The organism is Paenalicyclobacillus ferrooxydans (assembly GCF_001399675.1).
GTDB lineage: Bacteria > Bacillota > Bacilli > Alicyclobacillales > Alicyclobacillaceae > Alicyclobacillus_B > Alicyclobacillus_B ferrooxydans.
This window is the reverse complement of sequence record NZ_LJCO01000020.1, coordinates 1-18,821: the sequence shown is the minus strand read 5'-3', so window position 1 is coordinate 18,821 and position 18,821 is coordinate 1. Positions and strand designations below refer to the sequence as shown.

Here is an 18,821-nt window from a genome sequence, read left to right as displayed (position 1 = left end):
ACTTTCACCCAGGTGCAAGACTAATGCCAAAGCCGGCGTACCAGATGACGGTATGTCCGGAGGAGGTGACGTACTTGCAAACGATGTGGAAGGGGTCTCTCAGCTTTGGACTTGTAAACGTGCCTGTCAAGATGTTTGCGGCGACTGAGAATAAAGACGTTTCTTTTAAATACCTGCACAAGGCTTGCCAAACACCTATCAAGTACACCCGAACATGTCCGCATTGCGATGTGACAGTTGGGTGGGAAGACATCGTGCGAGGGTACGAATATGAACCAGACCGCTTCGTGGTGTTTTCAGATGAAGAGATGAAAGAACTCCAGAAACAACGTGCTCAAACCATCGATATCCTGGAGTTTGTCGAACTCGCTGAGGTCGACCCGATATACTACGACAAGACTTACTACCTGGCCCCAGAAACATCTGGGGTAAAAGCCTATCGACTGCTCCAGGAAGCGATGGACAAGACAGGCAAAGTAGCTGTAGCGAAGACTGTGATTCGCACCAAGGAGGTACTCGCCTGCGTTCGGGTTGGAAAAGGTGCCATTATCCTCGAAACCTTGTTTTGGCCGGACGAAGTGAGAGCGACGGCGGAGCTGCCGAACATCCATGCTGCGTCCGAGCCAAGTGAAAAGGAACTCGACATGGCCATGACTTTGATCAACCAACTGCATACGACGTTTGACGCCGAAAAATACACCGATACGCACCGCGAGGAAACGCTTGCGGCGATTCAACAGAAGATTGAACATGACGAAATCACGACTGCACCTGCTGCTGCCAAACCGGCCGGCAACATTGTCGACCTCATGGCGGCACTTCAAGAAAGCATCCGACAGACTACACCGTCTGCGGCAGACAAGCCAAAACGAGCGAAGCGAGCGCCAACAACACGACGTTCTACTGCAAAGAAAACCTCTTAAAGACCCCGCGACGACCGCGGGGTCTTCGCCTGTTTTCGTCTCTGTAGTGAGCAATACTGTAATGAGCCATATGGCTGAAATTATTTAAAATCCAGGGACTCAATCACTGGTGCTCGGAGCTGTCCTTGATGCGTCCACTCGAGGAAGCGCACGGTAACCTGAATTCCTGGCCGGAGTGGGACCAACTCATTGTTGTGATCTGCCGCTGCACTGTCAACATAGGCCAAAATGTCCGGCCAACTCGCCTGTGAGAGTCCGCTTGCGACGCGCCCAATTACCGTCGGTGCGACACTTTGTGGTTCTGATGTTGAAACAATTTCGGTGAGAACCAGGGAGGCTGGACGGCCGTCTTTGACTTTGATAGCTGCAGCACTTGCTTCAACGTAACGCCAGCATTTGACTTTTTGCCAGGAGGTGTGTTTTTGTCCGGGGTAATAGAACCCGTCCTTTCGTTTCGCTACGATGCCCTCAAGCTCGAGCTGCTGCATCCGGGAAAGCAGTGCGGTTCCGGACTCGTAATCCTCAGTCACCTGTACATGCGCGCTCGTCGAAACCTCTTCCCGCAGAGTTGCCAGCCTCTCTTGCAGCGGAATTCGAAAGACGGCTGGTGGTTTCTTGTCAGGGTCCGGCAGGTGAAGATAATCAAAGATGACAAAGCACACTTCAACAGCGGGATTTGGGGCAGAGGCGAGGTCACGGCGGAGAACGCGTCGAAACTCAGGACGACCATGGCTCCCAAAGCTCACCATTTCACCGTCGAGCACGGTCCCCACAGGCAAGTTCAGAAGGGCGATCTCAGCGCACACTTCTGGATATAACCGAGTCCTCAGACGCAGTTTCCGATTCCAGAGGACGACCCCTTCTGGCGATTGAACCGCCAGTATGCGCACACCGTCCCACTTCACTTGATATAGGAACTCCGGATCATCAAATGGCTCAGATACCAGTGCAGGCTCCATCGGCGCCAATAATTCGCGCATCATCGCATGTCCTCCCTTGCAAATGTCTACCCTAGCCGTAGGCGTCCAAAGGGGGAAAGACCGTGGAGCTTGCGGCGGAACATGTAGTAAAGATCTCCAGACCAGAGAAGGTCTTGTGGCCTGAATCCGGCTTGCGAAAAATTGACCTCATTCAGTATTACGTCAAAGCAGCGCCATATTTGCTGCGGTATGTGAAAGACCGGCCACTTACGGTCATCAGGTGCCCGGATGGGGTGGACAAGCATCATTTTTACCAGAAGAACGCACCGCTACCCACACCAAATTGGGTCAAAACCGTCGACTTGCCGTCAGACGGTAAAACAGACATGCTCCACTGTGTCCTAATTGATTCTGTTGCCACCCTAATCTGGCTTGGTAATCTCGGGTGTGTTGAACTCCACGTTGGGTTTCATTCATACCTCGCCGAAGACACACCTGAGTGGCTTGCTTTTGACCTCGATCCGAGCGTACCCGGGTTTGACCGGGTCGTTCGCGTGGCGATGGCCCTCCACGGCCTTCTGGAACAACTCTCGGTTCCACATATAGCCAAAACCTCCGGGGCAACTGGGTTACAGGTGTTTGTCCCGCTTACTCCAGGGCAAACCTATGCTGAAACACGCGTGTTCAGTGAAGCAGTTGCAATGTATATGGCAACCATCATCCCTGAGGACGTGACACTCGAGCGTCTCACCCGGAACCGTGGACACAAAGTGTACTTTGATTACATGCAGCATGGTCAGGGCCGAACGCTGATTGCCCCCTACAGTCCGCGAGCCACACGTAAGGCGACCGTGTCTGTGCCCGTCACGTGGGATGAACTTGCAAAGGGAGCTGTGCCAGAGGACTTCACGCTCCACAATGTCAAATCAAGACTCGACCACATGGGCGACTTATTCAACTTTTCACAGCGTATTGACCTGCGACCGACGATCCGCTTTCTTCGCCGCCACGGTGGATTTTAGTCCAAGTTTGACGGCAAAAACGACGCATCGTGAATCTCCGGCACAAACATATCGCGCAGAATTGCTCATTTGATAGATTCAGAGAACCATTTCTCGTATAATCTTTCCAAAGCGGGGGTGCAGTTTGTTTTCGCCGCGTGGAATGGGAAGGGAAGGTGACCGCTTGTGAGTCAAATTAGAGCTGACTACGCCATTATTGGCGGGACAGGTGTCTATGACCCAGCAATGCTTGAATCATCGATTGAACAAACGCTATCAACGCCATTTGGATTGGCGAAGGCCACCATTGGCACCTATAAAGGAAAACGGATCGCATTTATGCCTCGTCACGGTGTCGGCCACAGCATCCCGCCTCACCTGATTAACTACCGGGCGAACATCTGGGCACTGAAAGAACTTGGCGTTCAACAGGTGCTCGCAACAGCCGCGGTGGGATCGCTGCAACTTCCATACAAGCCAGGCTCTCTGGTGTTGATTGACTCCTTCCTGGATTACACGAAGGCTCGTCCATCCACCTTCTTCGAAGAAGGCCGGGTAGTTCATGTCGATATGACGGATCCGTATTGCGGCCGGTTGCGTTCCATTGTCAAGGGAGCGGCTGATGAACTGGACATCCCGATTTTTGACGGGGGTACATATGTCTGTGCAGAAGGTCCCAGATTTGAATCCACGGCAGAGATTCGGTTGTATCAGTCATTCGGAGCTGCCGTCGTTGGAATGACAACGATTCCGGAGGTCGTACTCGCCAAAGAGGCAGAACTTTGCTACGCGACTGTCTGCATGGTGACCAACTATGGAGCAGGTATCAGCCCACATCCCCTGACGCATGAGGAAGTGGTGGAATCGATGCAAGAAAACGTGCACCGGATCCGAAACCTGTTTTTCCATACCATTGAACGCCTTGATACAACGCGCGACTGTCGCTGCCCACATGCGGTCGGCGGTCAACAGCCACTGGTTGGCAACCGTGATGAGGCACAAGAGATGGACGCCAATGGAAACGCCTTGGCGCAGGTTCCAAGCAGCGAGGGGAGTGACCGGGTTTGACGGGTCTTCAGTGGAACGGCGATGAGCTCTTGGTGCTCGACCAAACCCTGCTGCCTGGAAAGTCTGAATGGGTCCGCTGTACTACAGCTGATGCAGTGGCTGACTGCATCGTGTCCATGAAAGTCCGCGGCGCGCCGGCGATTGGCGCGGCTGCAGCGTTTGGCGTCGCAGTCGAAGCCAGACGCCTGATTACGGAACATGCGGATCTGAAGCCCTCGGAACTGACCGCCAAACTGAAAGACACCGTTGAGCGTCTCGGCAAAACACGGCCAACCGCGGTGAATCTGTTCTGGGCACTCGATAGAATGGCGAAATCTCTGCAGGAATGTACGGCAACAGGGTGTACGAACGCACAGATTGCAGCTGCCCTGCGCGAGATTGCCGAAGCCATTGCTAGAGACGATGTCGCTGTCAACCGCGCGATAGGAAGGTACGGTATGTCACTTTTTCACGGTCCGGTGTCGCTGCTGACGCACTGTAACACCGGATCACTCGCAACAGTGGAGTACGGGACAGCCCTTGGTGTTATTCGTGCACTGCACGAACAAGGGTGGGTCAAACAGGTATGGGTGGATGAGACCCGGCCGTTTCTGCAGGGAGCCCGATTGACCGCATACGAACTCGGCGAGGAAGGGATTACGCATACCCTGATTACAGACAGCATGGCGGGGCACTTCATGAAGATGGGTGAGGTCGATGCAGTCATTGTTGGAGCGGATCGCATTGCGGCAAACGGAGACACCGCGAACAAGATTGGTACCTATTCGCTCGCAGTGCTCTGTCAGCACCACGGCATTCCCTTCTATGTAGCCGCACCGCTCAGTACGTTTGACCTCCAGACCCGTTTTGGAGGAGACATTCCCATCGAATATCGAAACGAGCGAGAAGTTCTTGAGTGGATGGGGCAGCGCACAGCACCGGAAGGAACCGCGGGCATGAACCCTGCCTTTGATGTCACCCCTGCGGAACTCATTTCGGCCATCATCACTGAACAAGGCGTCATTCACGTGCCAGACCGGGAGCGCATTGAACGGTTTTGGGCGGAGCAGGGGGGTACGAAATAAATGGCAAACGAGCATCGAGTCTTGTTGGAAGTGGGCGGACTCATTCGATCCGCTGCAGATGTCATCGACGGACCGTCTTACGTTCTCTGGAACGGATCGACCATCGAAGCATCCGGTGGGGGAGTGTATGATGGTGATCGAACCGGTCTTCACGTGGTCCGAAAAATGAGCTCAGTCGCCATGCCCGGTTTGGTGAATACGCACGGCCACGCGGCCATGACACTGTTTCGCAGCGCCGGGGACGATGTACCCCTGCAAACCTGGCTGACGGAGAAGATGTTTCCACTCGAACAACAGCTGACAGCCGAAGCTGTGTATTGGGGCACACAACTGGCGTGTTGGGAGATGGCGGTGAGCGGTACCACTTGCTTTACGGACATGTATTTCTACATGGAAGAATCCGCTCGGGCAACACTCGACAGTGGACTTCGAGGCATCCTTTCCGTTGGGCTCTTGGGATTCACGGAAGAGATGCAAAAACAGGGGATCGCAGATTCAAGGTCCTTCAAAGCAGGTTGGCATCAACGAGGGGACGGACGGATTCAGGTCACTCTCGGCCCGCACGCCCCCTACACCTGTCCACCTGCGTTTTTGGAGCAAGTCACTGACTTGTCAGCTGAGCTTGACCTGCCAATACAGATTCACCTCTCTGAAACCGCGTATGAAGTGGAAGAGTCACATCGACAGCACGGTAAGTCACCGATTGCCCACGTGCGAGACTGTGGACTTTTCACGCGCCCAGTGCTTGCCGCGCACTGCGTGCATGTGAACGCAGAGGACATCAAAATTATGGCAGAGCATGATGTACGCGCGGCACATAACCCGCAGAGCAACTTGAAATTGGGGTCTGGTATCGCACCCGCCGTTGCGCTCCGAAATGCAGGGATCACTGTCGGTCTTGGCACAGACGGCGCAGCGAGCAACAACAACCTGGACATGTTCGAAGAACTGCGGCTCGCCGCGCTGCTTCATAAAGGTGTATTACAGGACGCCACGGCTGTGACCGCGTCCGAAGCATTTCAGATGGCAACCGCCGACGGGGCCCGAGCCGTGTTTCAACCCGCGGGAACGGGGACTTTAACCCCTGGAGCCAATGCGGACGTCGTCTTGCTGAACCTCGATAACCCAAGCTTTATTCCGACCTACAATTTATTGTCAAACGTGGTTTATGCTGCATCTGCATCAGACGTGACGGATGTCTACGTTGCAGGGCAACCGATTGTCGTGAACGGCGAGCCTGTCACGATGGATACCGAACAGATAAGGTGGCAAGTCAGACGCATTGTCGGTAAGTTCTCGCGCTGAAGAAATTGTAAGCTGAAAAAGCCTTTGACGACGTTTAGGTCAACCGCGCAAAAGTGAATTGCGATAGCGACCCGGTTCGCGCCAGGGTGGCTTGGCCACTGCAGAGCGCAGGGCAGACATCCATAAATCCCGTTCAGTAGGCACCCGGTGATGAGACGCTTCGACAGGCCTTGGCGGTTCTTTTGAGCGTGGCATATGACGTGCACCTCCCCGCGTAATACTCGTAGTATGGGCGCACGGGAGACCGGTATGACAAGTGTTTGATGGTACGAGAGGAGACAATCCATGCGCATACTCGTCAGCAACGACGACGGCATTTTTGCAGAAGGCATTCTGGCACTGATTCGAGCCGTGGCGGACCTCGGTGAAATCGTTGTGGTCGCACCGGACCAACAGGGTAGTGCTTCGAGTCACGGCATCTCTCTCCACCGACGCTTGGTTCCCAAGCCAGTTGACCTTCAGATCCAAAACGTAGAAGCCTGGAGTTTCAGTGGAACACCTGTAGATTGTGTCAAATTTGGTGTAACGCAGTTCGGCGAGCAGCATCCGTTTGATCTCATGCTGTCCGGTATTAATGAAGGCCGTAACTTGGCGACGGATGTTCTGTATTCCGGCACGATTGCGGCGGCGGGGGAGGCAGCCTTGCAGGGGATTCCGGCACTGGCTGTATCCCTCGACGGCCCGCCGTTTCCTTTCGACGAGGCTGCCCAAGTCGTCCGAAAGATGGTTGACCGCCTCCAGTTCAAGACGCTTGACGCGGATACGTTTCTGAGCGTCAATATCCCTGCTGAGTCCGTGGACGGTCCCTGGGTTGTTACCCGAATCGGTGCTGAAGGGTACCGCGACCGGTTCATCCGCCATACCGATGATGACGGACAGGCTTATTACCGGTACGTGGGAGACGTTGTTCGGAACATTGAAGATGATGACTCCGACATCACAGTGGTCAACAAAGGGTGTATCAGCATTACACCACTTCGGTACAGATTTACAAATGAGCCCGCAATGGATACGCTAAAGACATGGTTCTGATGTCTGTGTACGAAGTTGCACAACGGCTATTTCAAGTCGGCGCAACCCTGATTACAACATTGACTAGGTACGTTGATTACGACATTGATTACGACATGATGAACAGGTGGATCAAACAAACATGGATGACAAACTGACTGTACTCGCAACACACCTCTTAACAGCAACTGATGATCTGTACCAACTCGTTGACTTCCTGAACCGCAATCTGAAAGACAAGGACGTGATTTTTGGTCTCTCTAAGTCCCAGGACGAAGAAGGCAAGATGGTCCTGACGTTGTATCGGGCGTAAAATGAAAGCATGGCAGATTTGGACATTTACAACCGTTCTGATTCTCATCGCAGTCGTCAGCGTTGGCTGGGCGGCATTGTGGAAAAACCTTGCAAGCGAATGGTCGGTGGAAGCCAGTGCCGCACAGTACGCTTTGAATCACAGTCCACTGCAAAGCATCACAAAGCATGATGTCTTCACAGGTGACGGAGCAGAAGAGGTGTTTGAAGGCAAAGATGCCTTCGGACGAGGGTGGTATGTGATGGTCTCTGGCACTCCGCCGCAGGCACATTCCGTACAAGTGCAGGCGCTGAAGGCCAGTAACGTGATTCGTGCTGAAGCAAGTCACAGCGGCCTGCAGGTGATATCCACACACCTTGGTTACCTCGACAGCCAAGGGCAGTCACAACTCGGAACCAACGCCAGTTTTATCTGGGAAGTGTACGGCAAGACCAAGACAGGGACGTACCAATATGCATATTACAACGCAGAAAATGGAAAATTGGTACAGGTGTATTGACAAAATGGCCCATGGATGGACTTTCGACGCGAGGAAATATGTACTGTGACGTTTTCACCCAGCAAGTGTTATACTAGATTTACAGAATCACCAACCTAGAGCCGCAAAGGAGGCGTACGTCGTTGTCCCGGATTCGCCTCGTTCCAATGCTTTTAATTTTGCTCGTGAGTCTCGCAGTGTTTTTTGCAGGCTGGCAGGTTTACAAGAGATACAATTTGGTCGATCCCGTGAAAACAGACCTGCAGTCTGTATCCGGGGTGCAAAACGTCGACGTTCTCGTTGGCAATCCTACCGTGATTCGTGTAAAGCTCGGTCCAGTTCAAGATCTGCAGACGACGTATGACTCTATTGCAGAAGCTGTAACAGGTTCAGTCAATGCAGGAAGCACCATTGTTATTGTCGACAACAAGAACAAGGCGCTCCAGCAGGAGTATGAGAACCTCTTCCCGAGCATCATGCAGGGGGTCTCTCACGGCGACTACAAGCAGATGATTACCGACGTTGAGAAAGAAGCAACAATAGACGGGTTTAAGTCGAAAATCACGATGGATCATCATAATATATACCTCCAACTCGAACAGGGTACGCATTATTTGTACGACGTGTGGAACTACAACCCGACAACGACCACCTTGCAACAGGCCCAGCAAGCACAAGGAGGTGCGACATCTTGATTAAAGAGTGGATCCTCGGGGTGGGCGTAGCCTTTTTAATTTTCCTGGCGATGTTGCACGTCAACGTTGTCCCTTTGCTGTTCCTCGCGGGGCTCGGCGTCGTTTTATGGATGATGATGGACAGACGATCCGCTGCATCCATGGGCAATCGAGAAACACCTGCCCGTCATTCGGTTTCTTTTGACGAGATTGGTGGACAGGAGCACGCGAAGAAGGAATTGATGGAAGCCCTTGATTTCTTGCGTTATCGCGATCGAATCAAAAATTTAGGCATCCGCCCGTTAAAAGGTATCCTGCTCACAGGACCTCCGGGCACAGGTAAGACACTGATGGCGAAAGCAGCCGCGACTTATACTGACTCTGTCTTTTTATCAACTTCAGGTAGCGAGTTTGTTGAAATGTACGTCGGCGTCGGAGCGCAACGCGTCCGCGACTTGTTCCGCCGTGCACGGCAAACGGCGAAGAAGGAAAACAAAGACAGTGCCATTATCTTTATTGACGAGATCGACGTGCTCGGCGGACGTCGGGGTAACCTCAGTCACCAAGAGTACGACCAGACGCTCAATCAACTGTTGACAGAGATGGATGGTATGTCGACGACACAGTCTCCGCTCGTGCTCGTCGTTGCAGCGACCAACCGTCCTGATATTCTCGACCCTGCCCTGTTACGGCCAGGCCGTTTCGACCGCCAGATTAAGGTTGATTTGCCTGACAAAGAAGGACGCTTACACATCCTTAAGATCCAGACGAAGGGGAAACCTTTGGCAAAGTCGGTTGACCTCGAGCATATTGCTCGGGAAACCTACGGTTTTTCCGGTGCACAGTTAGAGTCTCTGGTGAATGAAGCTGCCATCATCGCACTGCGGCAGGAGAAAGAAGAAGTCACGCAACAGATGTTTCGAGATGCGGTTGACAAGGTGCTGATGGGAGAGAAAACCGGACGCAAGCCGACCGATGACGACTTGGAGCGGGTTGCAGTTCACGAACTTGGGCATGCCATTGTCAGCGAATTGATGCGACCAGGGACGGTTTCGCACATTACAATTGCACCGCGCGGTAATGCCCTTGGTTTCGTTCGTCAGATTCCTGAAACGGACCGCTACTTGTACACGCTCGACCATCTGAAGCAACAGATTAACGTTGCACTGGCGGGCAGCCTCGCAGAAGAGCTGCATTACGGAAACCGCAGCACAGGAGCACAGAATGACTTTATGCAAGCTTCAGGCTTGGCCCGTACAATGGTCAAATGCGGCTTGTCCAGAATCGGCATTGTTGACGAGGAAAATCTGCCGGATGCTGTGCTTGATACCGAAGTGAGACACATTCTTTCCGAGCAAGACCGGGTGACACGCGAACTTCTGACACCTTACAAGGACGAGGTTGCTGCGTTCGCCGACCTGGTTGTGCAAGAGGAAAGCATAGACGGCCGGCAGTTCCGCGATTGGCTGGACAGCGTGGGACACAATGCACCAACCGGCTTAAAAAACCCGGTATCTGGTGTCGTCGCGATGGAGTCTGACGTATCTGCCAGTTTTTGAGATGGTGCTTCACTTGATGTCTCGCGTAAACACAACTGCATTTGTGTGAACGTGCGCCAACGCTCTCGCAACAGAGGGGAGGGTTGGCGCTTTCCGATCCCAAAGCGGGTCTTTTCCCTCTATGGTGGAAAGCGTGTTGTATCCATAATCTGAACATGGGTGACAACGCACAATTCTCTCTGCAGACAGGGCCGAGCATGGTATACTAGGGAGAGTAGATAGAAGGGGAGATGTGCAGTTGAAACCGTCCGACCGAGAAAATGCAAACGCGGATTTCCTGGGCGGATCATTCGTTGCCATCCCGTATCAGTGGATTACACGAACTGGGTCGCTAGGACTGAAGCCGATACATACGGTTGTACTATTACAGATTATCGCAGCCATGCAGGTAGAACATGAAGATTTTTTAACACCGTTTGAACTGGCAGAACGGACGGGTCAAAATCTCATGGACGTCACGGATGCAATCAGCGAACTAGTGACGACAGGGTTTCTGGCCATGGGCGAGCGCCTTGATGAACAGGGGACGGTCAGTACCTACTTTGACCTAAAACCACTCTGGGCTCGACTCCGTGGGAAGGACCCGACTGCCTCTCCCGTCCGTGAATGGAGCCGAAATCCAGTCCAGTTGTTTGAGGAAGAGTTCGGCAGACCCCTGTCCGGGCTGGAGTGTGAACAGATTCGCCAATGGCTTGAGCGTGACGGTCATCCTGAATGGATGATTAACGAGGCACTTCGTGAAGCCGTCCTCGCAAACAAGTTTAGTTTTAAGTATATCGATCGGATTTTGTTCGATTGGCAGCGGAACCGGATTCGGACGAAAGCCGAACTGGAGACGTACCGTGAAGGATATCGTGAAAGGTTAAAATCGCGCAGTGAAACGGCAGTTTCGAAAAACGGGAATGCATCAACAGGGGCGGATCGTGCCCGAACGACCAAAGCCAAACCGCGCGATGAGCGTTACAGTGCGTTTTACGAGTTGTTTCCAGACGCGTGAAGTCCCCGGGTGGGGTGAACGAGACTGCTTTTCGCAAATTCCCGTAAATGGGTTGCTGGCAAGCTTCAATCAAAGATCAAGGCGACATAACAAATGTTATGTCGCCTTTTGACCAGAAATTACATATGATTTTCGCACACAGATAAGTTGAAGTTGTGATTTGAGTTGAGTCAGGACTCTCTGAGAAAACGCTGAACAGCCATCCGAATCACATCACCACGGCTGATAATCCCGACGAGACGATCGTTTCGCACAACAGGGACCTTTTTAAACTTCTTTTGGCCAAGAATGCGCGCAACCTCTTGGATCTCCTCGTCGTCCGTAACGCAGACGGCTCTTTTGACACCAACGTCCAACACAGACTGCTTACTCACCTCTTGGAAATTTCGTCGAAAGTCGTCAAGGTCTCTTTGCTGACCTTCGTCCGGTTCGACGTAGAACACGTAGTCGGCGGTCAAGCTCAGAAAAGTCTGGGTGTAACCTGTTCGTTTGCCCAAAAACCGCATGATATCTCCGTCACTGATGTAGCCGATCACTTTGTTATTCGAATCAATGATGGGCATACCGCCGATCCGATGTGTTGCGAACTTGTGCAACACATCTTCCACCGTATCATCCTTGTGCGCCACGTAAACATCAGAAATCATGACATCCCGCGCTTTCATCCCCATGCCCCCTGTAATTTGCCTGCCCGTGGTTCGTCATAGAGTGATTCGTCACAGAAAGGTTTTTACAACTTTATTATAACGCTTACAATGCACAGGACGATGGACAAAGGGTGAACAACAGGGGGGCTTACATCGCAACTCCTCTAACGAGATTCTCGGATGTGCTCGATAGCAGCCGTCACCTCAACCCCCAGCAACAGAATGATACTCACGATGTAAATCCAAAACGTCAACAACATGACAAACGTGAGCGCTCCGTAGATGATCTGATAATTTCCGAGATGATGCGTGTAGATCATAAATACACCTCGGGATACGTAGATGGCAACAGTGGCAAACATGGCGCCGACGAGAGTCGGCAATAGCTTCGGCGTGTGCGAAGGCAGTACACGGTAGATAAAAAAGCACGTGACAAACAAAATCACGGGCAAAGAGAGTCCGGCAACAAAATGCAGCAGACCTAACCAAGGCAATTGCAACAACTGTCCGACCCCGGAGATCAACGCTGGAGAAATAGCTGTGAAAATCGACGCAACGACAGTCACCGCAAGCAAAATCGCCAACATGACAAACCCGACCAAATACTGTCGCCAGAAGGACCGTCGGTGGTGGACTTCCCAGATCTCGTCCACGATCTGCTGCAGTAACACGAATCCACCGATGGTTGTCCATAAGAAACCCAGGATACCGATAATTCGAATGGCAGAATGCAGCATCGCCAGCCGCCTGATGGTTGCCGGCACCAGCGACTCTTCCGGCATCTGGGGGACGTAGGATTTCAATAGTCGGTCGATCAGGTGCTCGACAGTCGGTTCAGGGACCAGAAACGAAGCGCCATAAATCATCAGGATCAGCATCGGAATCATGGCGGAGAAGATGAAGTAGGAGATAGCCGATGCCCGGCCTCCTGTATTGTGCTTCATAACACCTCGAAAGACGGCAACAACAAATGTTTTCGATACTCTGTAATAATGTATCCACATAGCTGTATCATCCCCATTACTGCGGAAAAGTAGCCGCTCACGGGGAAGAGTGTTACACTAAATGCAACAGAATATGAACCTTCGGGGCAGGGTGAAATTCCCGACCGGCGGTAAAGAAAGCAGTCTGCTCGGATGAACTGTTTTCAAAGCCCGCGACTCGTTCCAAGGTAAACTTTTGGAGCGACTGACTTGGTGAGATTCCAAGGCCGACGGTATAGTCCGGATGGGAGAAGGTCTAAACAGAGTATGGTCGCGAAATTCCATGGCGATCATGCTTAGTTTCACGTACCCGCCTCGAGACAATTTTCTCTCGAGGCTTTTTATGTGCGTGTTCCTTCTGGAAGGTTCAATTCGAATCCTCATTTCGCTGGAGGTTTTTGAGTTGACGAAAAGTGCTGATGGACGTGAAGCAACAAGAAGTTTGTGGTGGATTGCGCTTGGAGCAGGTCTTTGGGGGCTGGATGGAGTCTTTATTGTTTCCCTGCTGCATCACTTTACATCTACGCAAATCGTGTTTCTAGAGCATTTGGTATTGGCTGTTTTCGCCATCCCTATATTAGTGATCCATCGACATGAACTTCGCCTCCTGAATAAAGGGGACTGGCTTGCCGTAGTGTTTGTTGCATGGGGAGGGTCTGCACTCGCCTCGATTTTCTTTACTCTGGCCTTCGTGTATGGAAATGTGAACGTCGTGTTGATTTTACAGAAGATGCAGCCCTTATTCGCCGTCCTTCTGGCAGCATGGATTTTAAAGGAGCGACTGCGGCGCGAATACTGGATCCTATTTGTGGCGGCTGTCATCGGAGCTTATTTCCTTACCTTTGGCTTTCACTTCTCGATCTCCAAAGGCGGGCTGGGAAGTTTGGTTGGCGGAATATTTGCGCTCGCCGCTGCGGCCCTTTGGGGTGGGTCTACTGTAATGGGAAAGCGCCTCGTCGGAAAAGTCTCGTTCACGACGGTGACGGCACTTCGATTTGCCGTAGCATTACCACTGTTGTTTGTGATTGTAGTTGTCGAGCATCCACACCCATCACGTATGCTCGGTGCATTCCATGTCACCTCAGTATGGTTTAATTTGCTCTACCAGACACTTGTTCCAAGCCTCGTCAGTTTACTGATCTACTATCGTGGTCTCGGAAAGGTTCGGGCTTCGCAAGCCACACTAGCTGAACTCGCGTTCCCCGCGACTGGGCTCCTTGTCAACTATCTATTCCTTCACCAAACCTTTACGCCAGGGCAGTGGGTTGGGTTTATCATCGTCTGGCTAGCCATCGCACAGCTGTCCCGCATGCCGAGCAGCGTAACCGAGAAGGAAGAGGTGGCAACATCGACGCCGCCGATAACTTTTGCAACCAATCAGGTTCTTGAGAAACAGTGACCTTACACAAAGTGACATGATACAAAAATGACGTTACACAAAAAGGGATGTCGCGCACTGACCTAACGACACAAATTCATCGAAACATTATCTGTCTCAGACCGAAACATCTGTGTTGCTCTGATGTATGATAAGGACGGACAATGAGACAATCAGACAGGGTGATTGAAATGACAAAACAACATGTCGTCGTGATTGGCGGCGGTATTTCCGGACTTACAGCCGCTTATCGCCTGATGCAAGCAAACAAGTCTGCAGAAGACATGATTTCGTGCACAGTACTTGAACAAGATGCCCGGTTTGGCGGGAAAATCAGTACATTTATAAACGAAGATTATCTGCTTGAACTCGGACCGGACTCCATCTACACCCGGAAGCAGGGTGGAGTAGAGCTGATTCAGGAACTCGGTCTAGAAGGTGATATTGTACCGGTTACATCGGGTGGGGGAACACTCATCTTAAAACGTGGCGAACTCGTTCCGCTTCCAGCCGGGTTTGGCATGGGGGTTCCATCCGATCTGAACACTTTTGCAAAAACCGAGTTACTCAGCGAGGAAGGAAAGCGTCGCGCGCTGGAAGATCTGTTGATGAGGGCGCAGCCACTGGTGGCAGATGTATCGCTTGGGCTTTTCTTGCGCGAACGTCTGGGAGACGAACTCGTAGATACCATTTCCTCCTCTTTGCTGGCCGGGATTCATGCCGGAGACCTCAACAGAATGAGTCTCGACGCAACCATGCCGGCTCTCAAACGCCTGTACAATGAACACGGAAGTCTGATCCTCGGCGCGTTGGCCATGATGAAAAACATCCCCGTCAGCAGCGGACCAGCCAAACCGATGTTCATTAATCTCAACGGTGGTCTGGAGCAGTTGGTTTCACATCTCGTTAACACTGTATCCGAGTATGCTGACCTCCGCCTTGAAACAAAAGCAACGCGCATAGAGAAAGCAGAGGGCAGGGGGTACCGAATCACGTTGACTCGCAGTGGCGAGACGCAGTCCCTGTTTGCCGACGGGATTATCTTGGTGACTCCATCCTATGTGACCGCGGAATTGCTTCAAGGGACAGGCACGAATACAACTGCCCTGGAGTCAATTCGTTACGCTTCCACGGCAACTGTGTCCTTTGGATTCTCGAATGACCCAGGTCTCCACGGGCTGAACAGCTCCGGATACCTTGTACCGCGCAATCAAGCTACTCCAATCACTGCTTGTACCATCGTATCGAAGAAATGGAGTCACGCTGCAAAGACAGGAAAGACGCTTGTACGTTGTTACGTTGGGTATGACGGTGCAGATGAGATTGTCGATCTCGATGACCATGCCCTGATAAGTGAAGTCCAAAGCCATCTGCGAGATACGCTCGGTGTCAAAGATGCTCCTGACTTTGTGAAAGTCAAGCGCTGGTATCAAGCGATGCCGCAATACGACGTGGGACATCTGAGCCGTATGCTGGATATCGAACAGTCTCTACATGCATCACCTGGCATCGCGATTGGCGGGGCAGCATATTACGGAGCTGGGATTCCGGATTGTATTCGCAGTGCAACCCGTGCTGTAGAGCAAGTCACAGCATATCTCAGTGAACGACGAGCTAACGTTCACGCATGATGACTTTCATTTCTTCCCGGGGCAAGGGCGCAGTGCTCACCCCGGTGCTCAACTCATCCGGTTTCACTGGTCACTAAATTTGTACGCGAATAATCGCTTAATTCGTACGCGGAAGCCCCAAAGCGGTTTCCGCGTTCTCAATGTCCATTTGCATTTGTCTAGTGAATTGACGCGGCTCATACCAACCATGATTCACTAGGTAAGTCGTTACCTGCTCATGTAGTACAATCGCATCTTCGAGGTGACGGCGGAGCACTTTTCTGACGTCCGGCGATGCGCTCTCGGTCAAAGCGAGTGTGTAATTGCGCACAGCGGACTTAGCTGCAATCAGTAAATCTGAAGCGATAATTTGATCCGTCATGGCGGCTGTGCCTGTCAGACTTTCAAGAATCGGATTCACATGTTTCACCCTTTCTCCGTTTTTCACCTCTTAGCTGATGATAGACGTCGTTGTTCCTCTTGCGAGGAGACCCTTTAGATCTTCAACATGTTTTCGATCCGCGGCAGCTGCGGTCGATAGTAGTCCTTTCAGTTCTTCATCCGCTACAAGCACCCGAATGGTGGTTGCTTTGGTCATACAGACGTTCTTAAATGCCAGCAGTTCATGAATCTCCAAGGCCTCGTGCAAGGCCAATTCATTTCCCATCATCCATGATTCCTCCCGAGGCTCGCTCATTCAACCATCCTATGAAAACCATTTAGTTCATACCGCTTAAAAAGCTTAAAAAGCGTGCCTGCTGAGCCTGTTTTAAACAGATAGATGTTCAGGGTGTAGATATGCTTTGATATCAGTGTCAGTCGCTTCAATACACGCGTTAGGTACAGTTTGCCGATAAGATGTCTCCTTATGCACCACGCAGTCCACGAATACACCACGATTTTCTAACGTCATTTCGGTGTGAAAGCTTGTGACTTCGGCCATACTCAACGAGCACATCGCACAAGCGTACAGGGCAACTGCGTTTGGGAGGATAGACACATGGAGAACGTCATTTTGAATGTGTACAGGGGAAACGTAGTTGAAAATATCCACAATGGGCACATCGCGATCGTGAATCACAAAGGAGAACTTCTATACTTCTTTGGCAATCCATATCGGATTACCCATGGCCGCTCAGCCCTCAAGCCCTTTCAGGTCCTGCCGTTAATAGAGACTGGGGCAGCCGACTACTTTCAACTCACTGACGCTGATATTGCACTGTGCGCCAGTTCTCATTCGGGCGAAGAAATGCACCGCAGAAGAGTTCGGGAGATACTTCAGTCCATAGGCGTTGTTCCTCAGATAATGTGCTGCGGCGTAACGCCTCCATTGGATCGAAAGAGTTATGAAACAATGATTCGCCAAGGTGAACCACTGACAGAGGTGTGTCATGAGTGCTCCGGTGTACACGCAGGGTTGTTAGCAACCGCAGCATTTAAAGGTGAAGAGGTCGACTCTTACGCGGAGCCGAACAGCCTTGTGCAACAACGGGTCTTGAAAGCCGTGCTGGACGTCACAGACGCAACGCCGACGGAGGTTCAACTCGCGACAGATGGCTGCGGGATCCCCACATTTTGTTTGCCGTTGGATAAGATCGCTTATGGATTTGCTCGTTTGGCGGCCCCAGAAACTGTGAAGACCGAGCATCGTGAGGCATTACGAAGAATAAGGGACGCTTATCTGAGCCATCCGGAGATGGTTACCGGTGAAAACACGTACAGTACCAAAGTCATGCGTGTCTTGCATGATCGAATCATCCTAAAGGAAGGTTCACAGGGTATTTTCGGCATGTCGGATTTAGATAATGGCATTGGAGTAGCCATCAAAATCGAAGATGGTCGTAAAAATGATTTGCCGCCGGTCCTGAACGAGTTGTTCCTTCAATTACATATCGGCACTGGCGAACAACTGCACGAACTGTTTAAAGCCCAGAAGGAAAAACTCCAAAACACGTCCAAGCAAGTGGTAGGCGAGTTCCGAGTCGAGTTCAAGCTGCGAAAGCACGAAATCGGACGGCACGAAGCTCATTAAGTACAGCGGATCGTCCCTCTTCTTTTTCGTTTGTTAACATAATATATATTATCGGACGTTGTTCAGACAGCCGCTCTGGTCACCGCAACAGGCCATCTGTCGGACTAATGTCGAACTACAAGAATTTCATATCATGAATGACAAGATTGTAGAGCCATAACTCCGTTTGGATCTTCTCCAAAGGGTTTCGTGAAAGGGTTTCGTGGCAGAAATTCGAATCCATGAGGAACGTCGTTGTGTTACAAGTCCACAGATGGTGCGACGCAAAATTATACAATTCAATAGAGAGGCTAAGAGCCTCGGTGGTTCCTCCTCCCCCTGCGTCTCTCCGGTGAACTTCCAATTCGTATCTGACTAGAGAGAAGGTCCATCACTTGTGAGGCAGGTTGATGATTTCTATTAAGACCTACTCAGTAAAGCTTGCGAGATTGCTCTCATTTGCCCCAGCTATTAATCGTTGGTGGCACAGACTCTGTCATGAGTTTCGCATGGTTTGATTCACACTTGGGCTCGCCAGGATACAGCCGAACAAAGGTTACGTGATGGTTCATGAAGCCTCACAATTGTACGATTACTCAGAATATAGTGTTGAAATTCCGCGTTAAATATTCGCTCCACAGTGAGATAATCTGTATAATTATACAGATATAACAGGGCATCAAGTAAAACCGTTATTCAGTTAACGCCCCCTTCGTATTATGAGGTCAGCCAGTTATTGCTGGTTGACCTCATTTGTGCGCCCGGCATGGGCGTTGTCTATACGGTGGAAGTCCGGAGTGGTGAAGGTAGCAGTAGCCATTAGCTCAAGCCAAGGGTGTCCACCGCGAGGTGGAATCTGAAGGAAGGCGGCGGCAAACC

Annotated in this window: 20 protein-coding genes and 1 riboswitch; of the genes, 14 read left to right on the top strand and 6 right to left on the bottom strand. The window is 51.6% G+C overall.

Annotation, left to right across the window (positions count from 1 at the left end; all coding sequences use genetic code 11):
- Nucleotides 1-83 precede the first annotated feature (83 nt).
- Nucleotides 84-923, top strand: a complete 840-nt coding sequence (ku, locus tag AN477_RS05035; protein ID WP_245631726.1) for a non-homologous end joining protein Ku — start codon at nt 84-86, stop codon at nt 921-923.
- An 80-nt stretch (nt 924-1,003) separates the two neighbouring features.
- Here the strand turns inward: ku and AN477_RS05030 are convergent, their stop codons facing one another.
- Complete coding sequence (locus tag AN477_RS05030) at nt 1,004-1,906, bottom strand: ATP-dependent DNA ligase (protein WP_054968082.1); 903 nt, start codon at nt 1,904-1,906, stop codon at nt 1,004-1,006.
- A 59-nt stretch (nt 1,907-1,965) separates the two neighbouring features.
- Between AN477_RS05030 and ligD the strand changes: the two genes are divergently transcribed.
- The 4 genes from ligD (at nt 1,966) to AN477_RS05010 (ending at nt 6,281) form a co-directional block, all read left to right on the top strand.
- Nucleotides 1,966-2,865 (top strand): non-homologous end-joining DNA ligase, encoded by a 900-nt coding sequence (gene ligD, locus AN477_RS05025; protein ID WP_054968081.1) that lies wholly within the window; start codon nt 1,966-1,968, stop codon nt 2,863-2,865.
- Between the two features lie 165 nt (nt 2,866-3,030).
- Nucleotides 3,031-3,912 carry an S-methyl-5'-thioadenosine phosphorylase gene (mtnP, locus tag AN477_RS05020; RefSeq protein WP_083485978.1) on the top strand — a complete coding sequence of 294 codons (882 nt, stop codon included), beginning with the start codon at nt 3,031-3,033 and terminating at the stop codon, nt 3,910-3,912.
- On the top strand, nt 3,909-4,976 hold the full coding sequence (mtnA, locus tag AN477_RS05015; protein WP_054968080.1) for an S-methyl-5-thioribose-1-phosphate isomerase: 1,068 nt from the start codon (nt 3,909-3,911) through the stop codon (nt 4,974-4,976). Before mtnP ends, mtnA begins: the two co-directional genes overlap by 4 nt.
- On the top strand, nt 4,977-6,281 hold the full coding sequence (locus AN477_RS05010; RefSeq protein ID WP_054968079.1) for an amidohydrolase: 1,305 nt from the start codon (nt 4,977-4,979) through the stop codon (nt 6,279-6,281).
- A gap of 39 nt (nt 6,282-6,320) precedes the next feature.
- Here AN477_RS05010 and AN477_RS24295 read toward each other — a convergent pair whose 3' ends face one another.
- Nucleotides 6,321-6,476 (bottom strand): hypothetical protein, encoded by a 156-nt coding sequence (locus tag AN477_RS24295; RefSeq protein ID WP_157061819.1) that lies wholly within the window; start codon nt 6,474-6,476, stop codon nt 6,321-6,323.
- Nucleotides 6,477-6,566: 90 nt separating this feature from the next.
- On the opposite strand from AN477_RS24295, the gene surE reads away from it, so the two are divergent.
- From surE to AN477_RS04985, 6 genes are all read left to right on the top strand, one after another.
- Nucleotides 6,567-7,313 (top strand): 5'/3'-nucleotidase SurE, encoded by a 747-nt coding sequence (gene surE, locus AN477_RS05005; protein ID WP_054968078.1) that lies wholly within the window; start codon nt 6,567-6,569, stop codon nt 7,311-7,313.
- Nucleotides 7,314-7,434: 121 nt separating this feature from the next.
- The gene (locus tag AN477_RS23665; protein WP_083485977.1) at nt 7,435-7,605 is read left to right on the top strand and encodes a YpmA family protein; all 171 of its coding nucleotides are present in this window, start codon (nt 7,435-7,437) and stop codon (nt 7,603-7,605) included.
- A 1-nt stretch (nt 7,606) separates the two neighbouring features.
- Nucleotides 7,607-8,104, top strand: a complete 498-nt coding sequence (locus tag AN477_RS05000) for a hypothetical protein (RefSeq protein ID WP_054968077.1) — start codon at nt 7,607-7,609, stop codon at nt 8,102-8,104.
- A gap of 122 nt (nt 8,105-8,226) precedes the next feature.
- A complete protein-coding gene (locus AN477_RS04995) occupies nt 8,227-8,778 on the top strand; it encodes a hypothetical protein (RefSeq protein ID WP_054968076.1) in 552 nt (183 codons plus the stop codon).
- 50 nt (nt 8,779-8,828) lie between these two features.
- A complete protein-coding gene (locus AN477_RS04990; protein WP_425388126.1) occupies nt 8,829-10,316 on the top strand; it encodes an ATP-dependent metallopeptidase FtsH/Yme1/Tma family protein in 1,488 nt (495 codons plus the stop codon).
- Between the two features lie 238 nt (nt 10,317-10,554).
- The gene (locus AN477_RS04985; protein WP_054968075.1) at nt 10,555-11,313 is read left to right on the top strand and encodes a DnaD domain-containing protein; all 759 of its coding nucleotides are present in this window, start codon (nt 10,555-10,557) and stop codon (nt 11,311-11,313) included.
- Nucleotides 11,314-11,483: 170 nt separating this feature from the next.
- Here the strand turns inward: AN477_RS04985 and AN477_RS04980 are convergent, their stop codons facing one another.
- Together AN477_RS04980 and AN477_RS04975 are read right to left on the bottom strand one after the other, a co-directional pair.
- The gene (locus AN477_RS04980) at nt 11,484-11,978 is read right to left on the bottom strand and encodes a CBS domain-containing protein (protein ID WP_054968074.1); all 495 of its coding nucleotides are present in this window, start codon (nt 11,976-11,978) and stop codon (nt 11,484-11,486) included.
- Between the two features lie 146 nt (nt 11,979-12,124).
- Nucleotides 12,125-12,964: a YihY/virulence factor BrkB family protein gene (locus tag AN477_RS04975; protein WP_054968073.1), complete on the bottom strand. Its 840-nt coding sequence runs from the start codon at nt 12,962-12,964 to the stop codon at nt 12,125-12,127.
- A 73-nt stretch (nt 12,965-13,037) separates the two neighbouring features.
- A riboswitch (FMN riboswitch) is annotated at nt 13,038-13,203 on the top strand.
- A 143-nt stretch (nt 13,204-13,346) separates the two neighbouring features.
- Between AN477_RS04975 and AN477_RS04970 the strand changes: the two genes are divergently transcribed.
- Nucleotides 13,347-14,342 (top strand): DMT family transporter, encoded by a 996-nt coding sequence (locus tag AN477_RS04970; protein ID WP_054968121.1) that lies wholly within the window; start codon nt 13,347-13,349, stop codon nt 14,340-14,342.
- A 170-nt stretch (nt 14,343-14,512) separates the two neighbouring features.
- Nucleotides 14,513-15,952 (top strand): protoporphyrinogen oxidase, encoded by a 1,440-nt coding sequence (gene hemG, locus AN477_RS04965; protein WP_169787842.1) that lies wholly within the window; start codon nt 14,513-14,515, stop codon nt 15,950-15,952.
- Nucleotides 15,953-16,049: 97 nt separating this feature from the next.
- Here the strand turns inward: hemG and AN477_RS04960 are convergent, their stop codons facing one another.
- Complete coding sequence (locus AN477_RS04960) at nt 16,050-16,352, bottom strand: spore coat protein (protein ID WP_054968120.1); 303 nt, start codon at nt 16,350-16,352, stop codon at nt 16,050-16,052.
- 30 nt (nt 16,353-16,382) lie between these two features.
- Nucleotides 16,383-16,601, bottom strand: coding sequence for a hypothetical protein (locus AN477_RS04955; RefSeq protein ID WP_245631725.1), 219 nt, complete (start codon nt 16,599-16,601; stop codon nt 16,383-16,385).
- Nucleotides 16,602-16,931: 330 nt separating this feature from the next.
- On the opposite strand from AN477_RS04955, the gene AN477_RS04950 reads away from it, so the two are divergent.
- Complete coding sequence (locus tag AN477_RS04950) at nt 16,932-17,963, top strand: asparaginase (RefSeq protein ID WP_054968071.1); 1,032 nt, start codon at nt 16,932-16,934, stop codon at nt 17,961-17,963.
- Nucleotides 17,964-18,821: the final 858 nt, after the last annotated feature.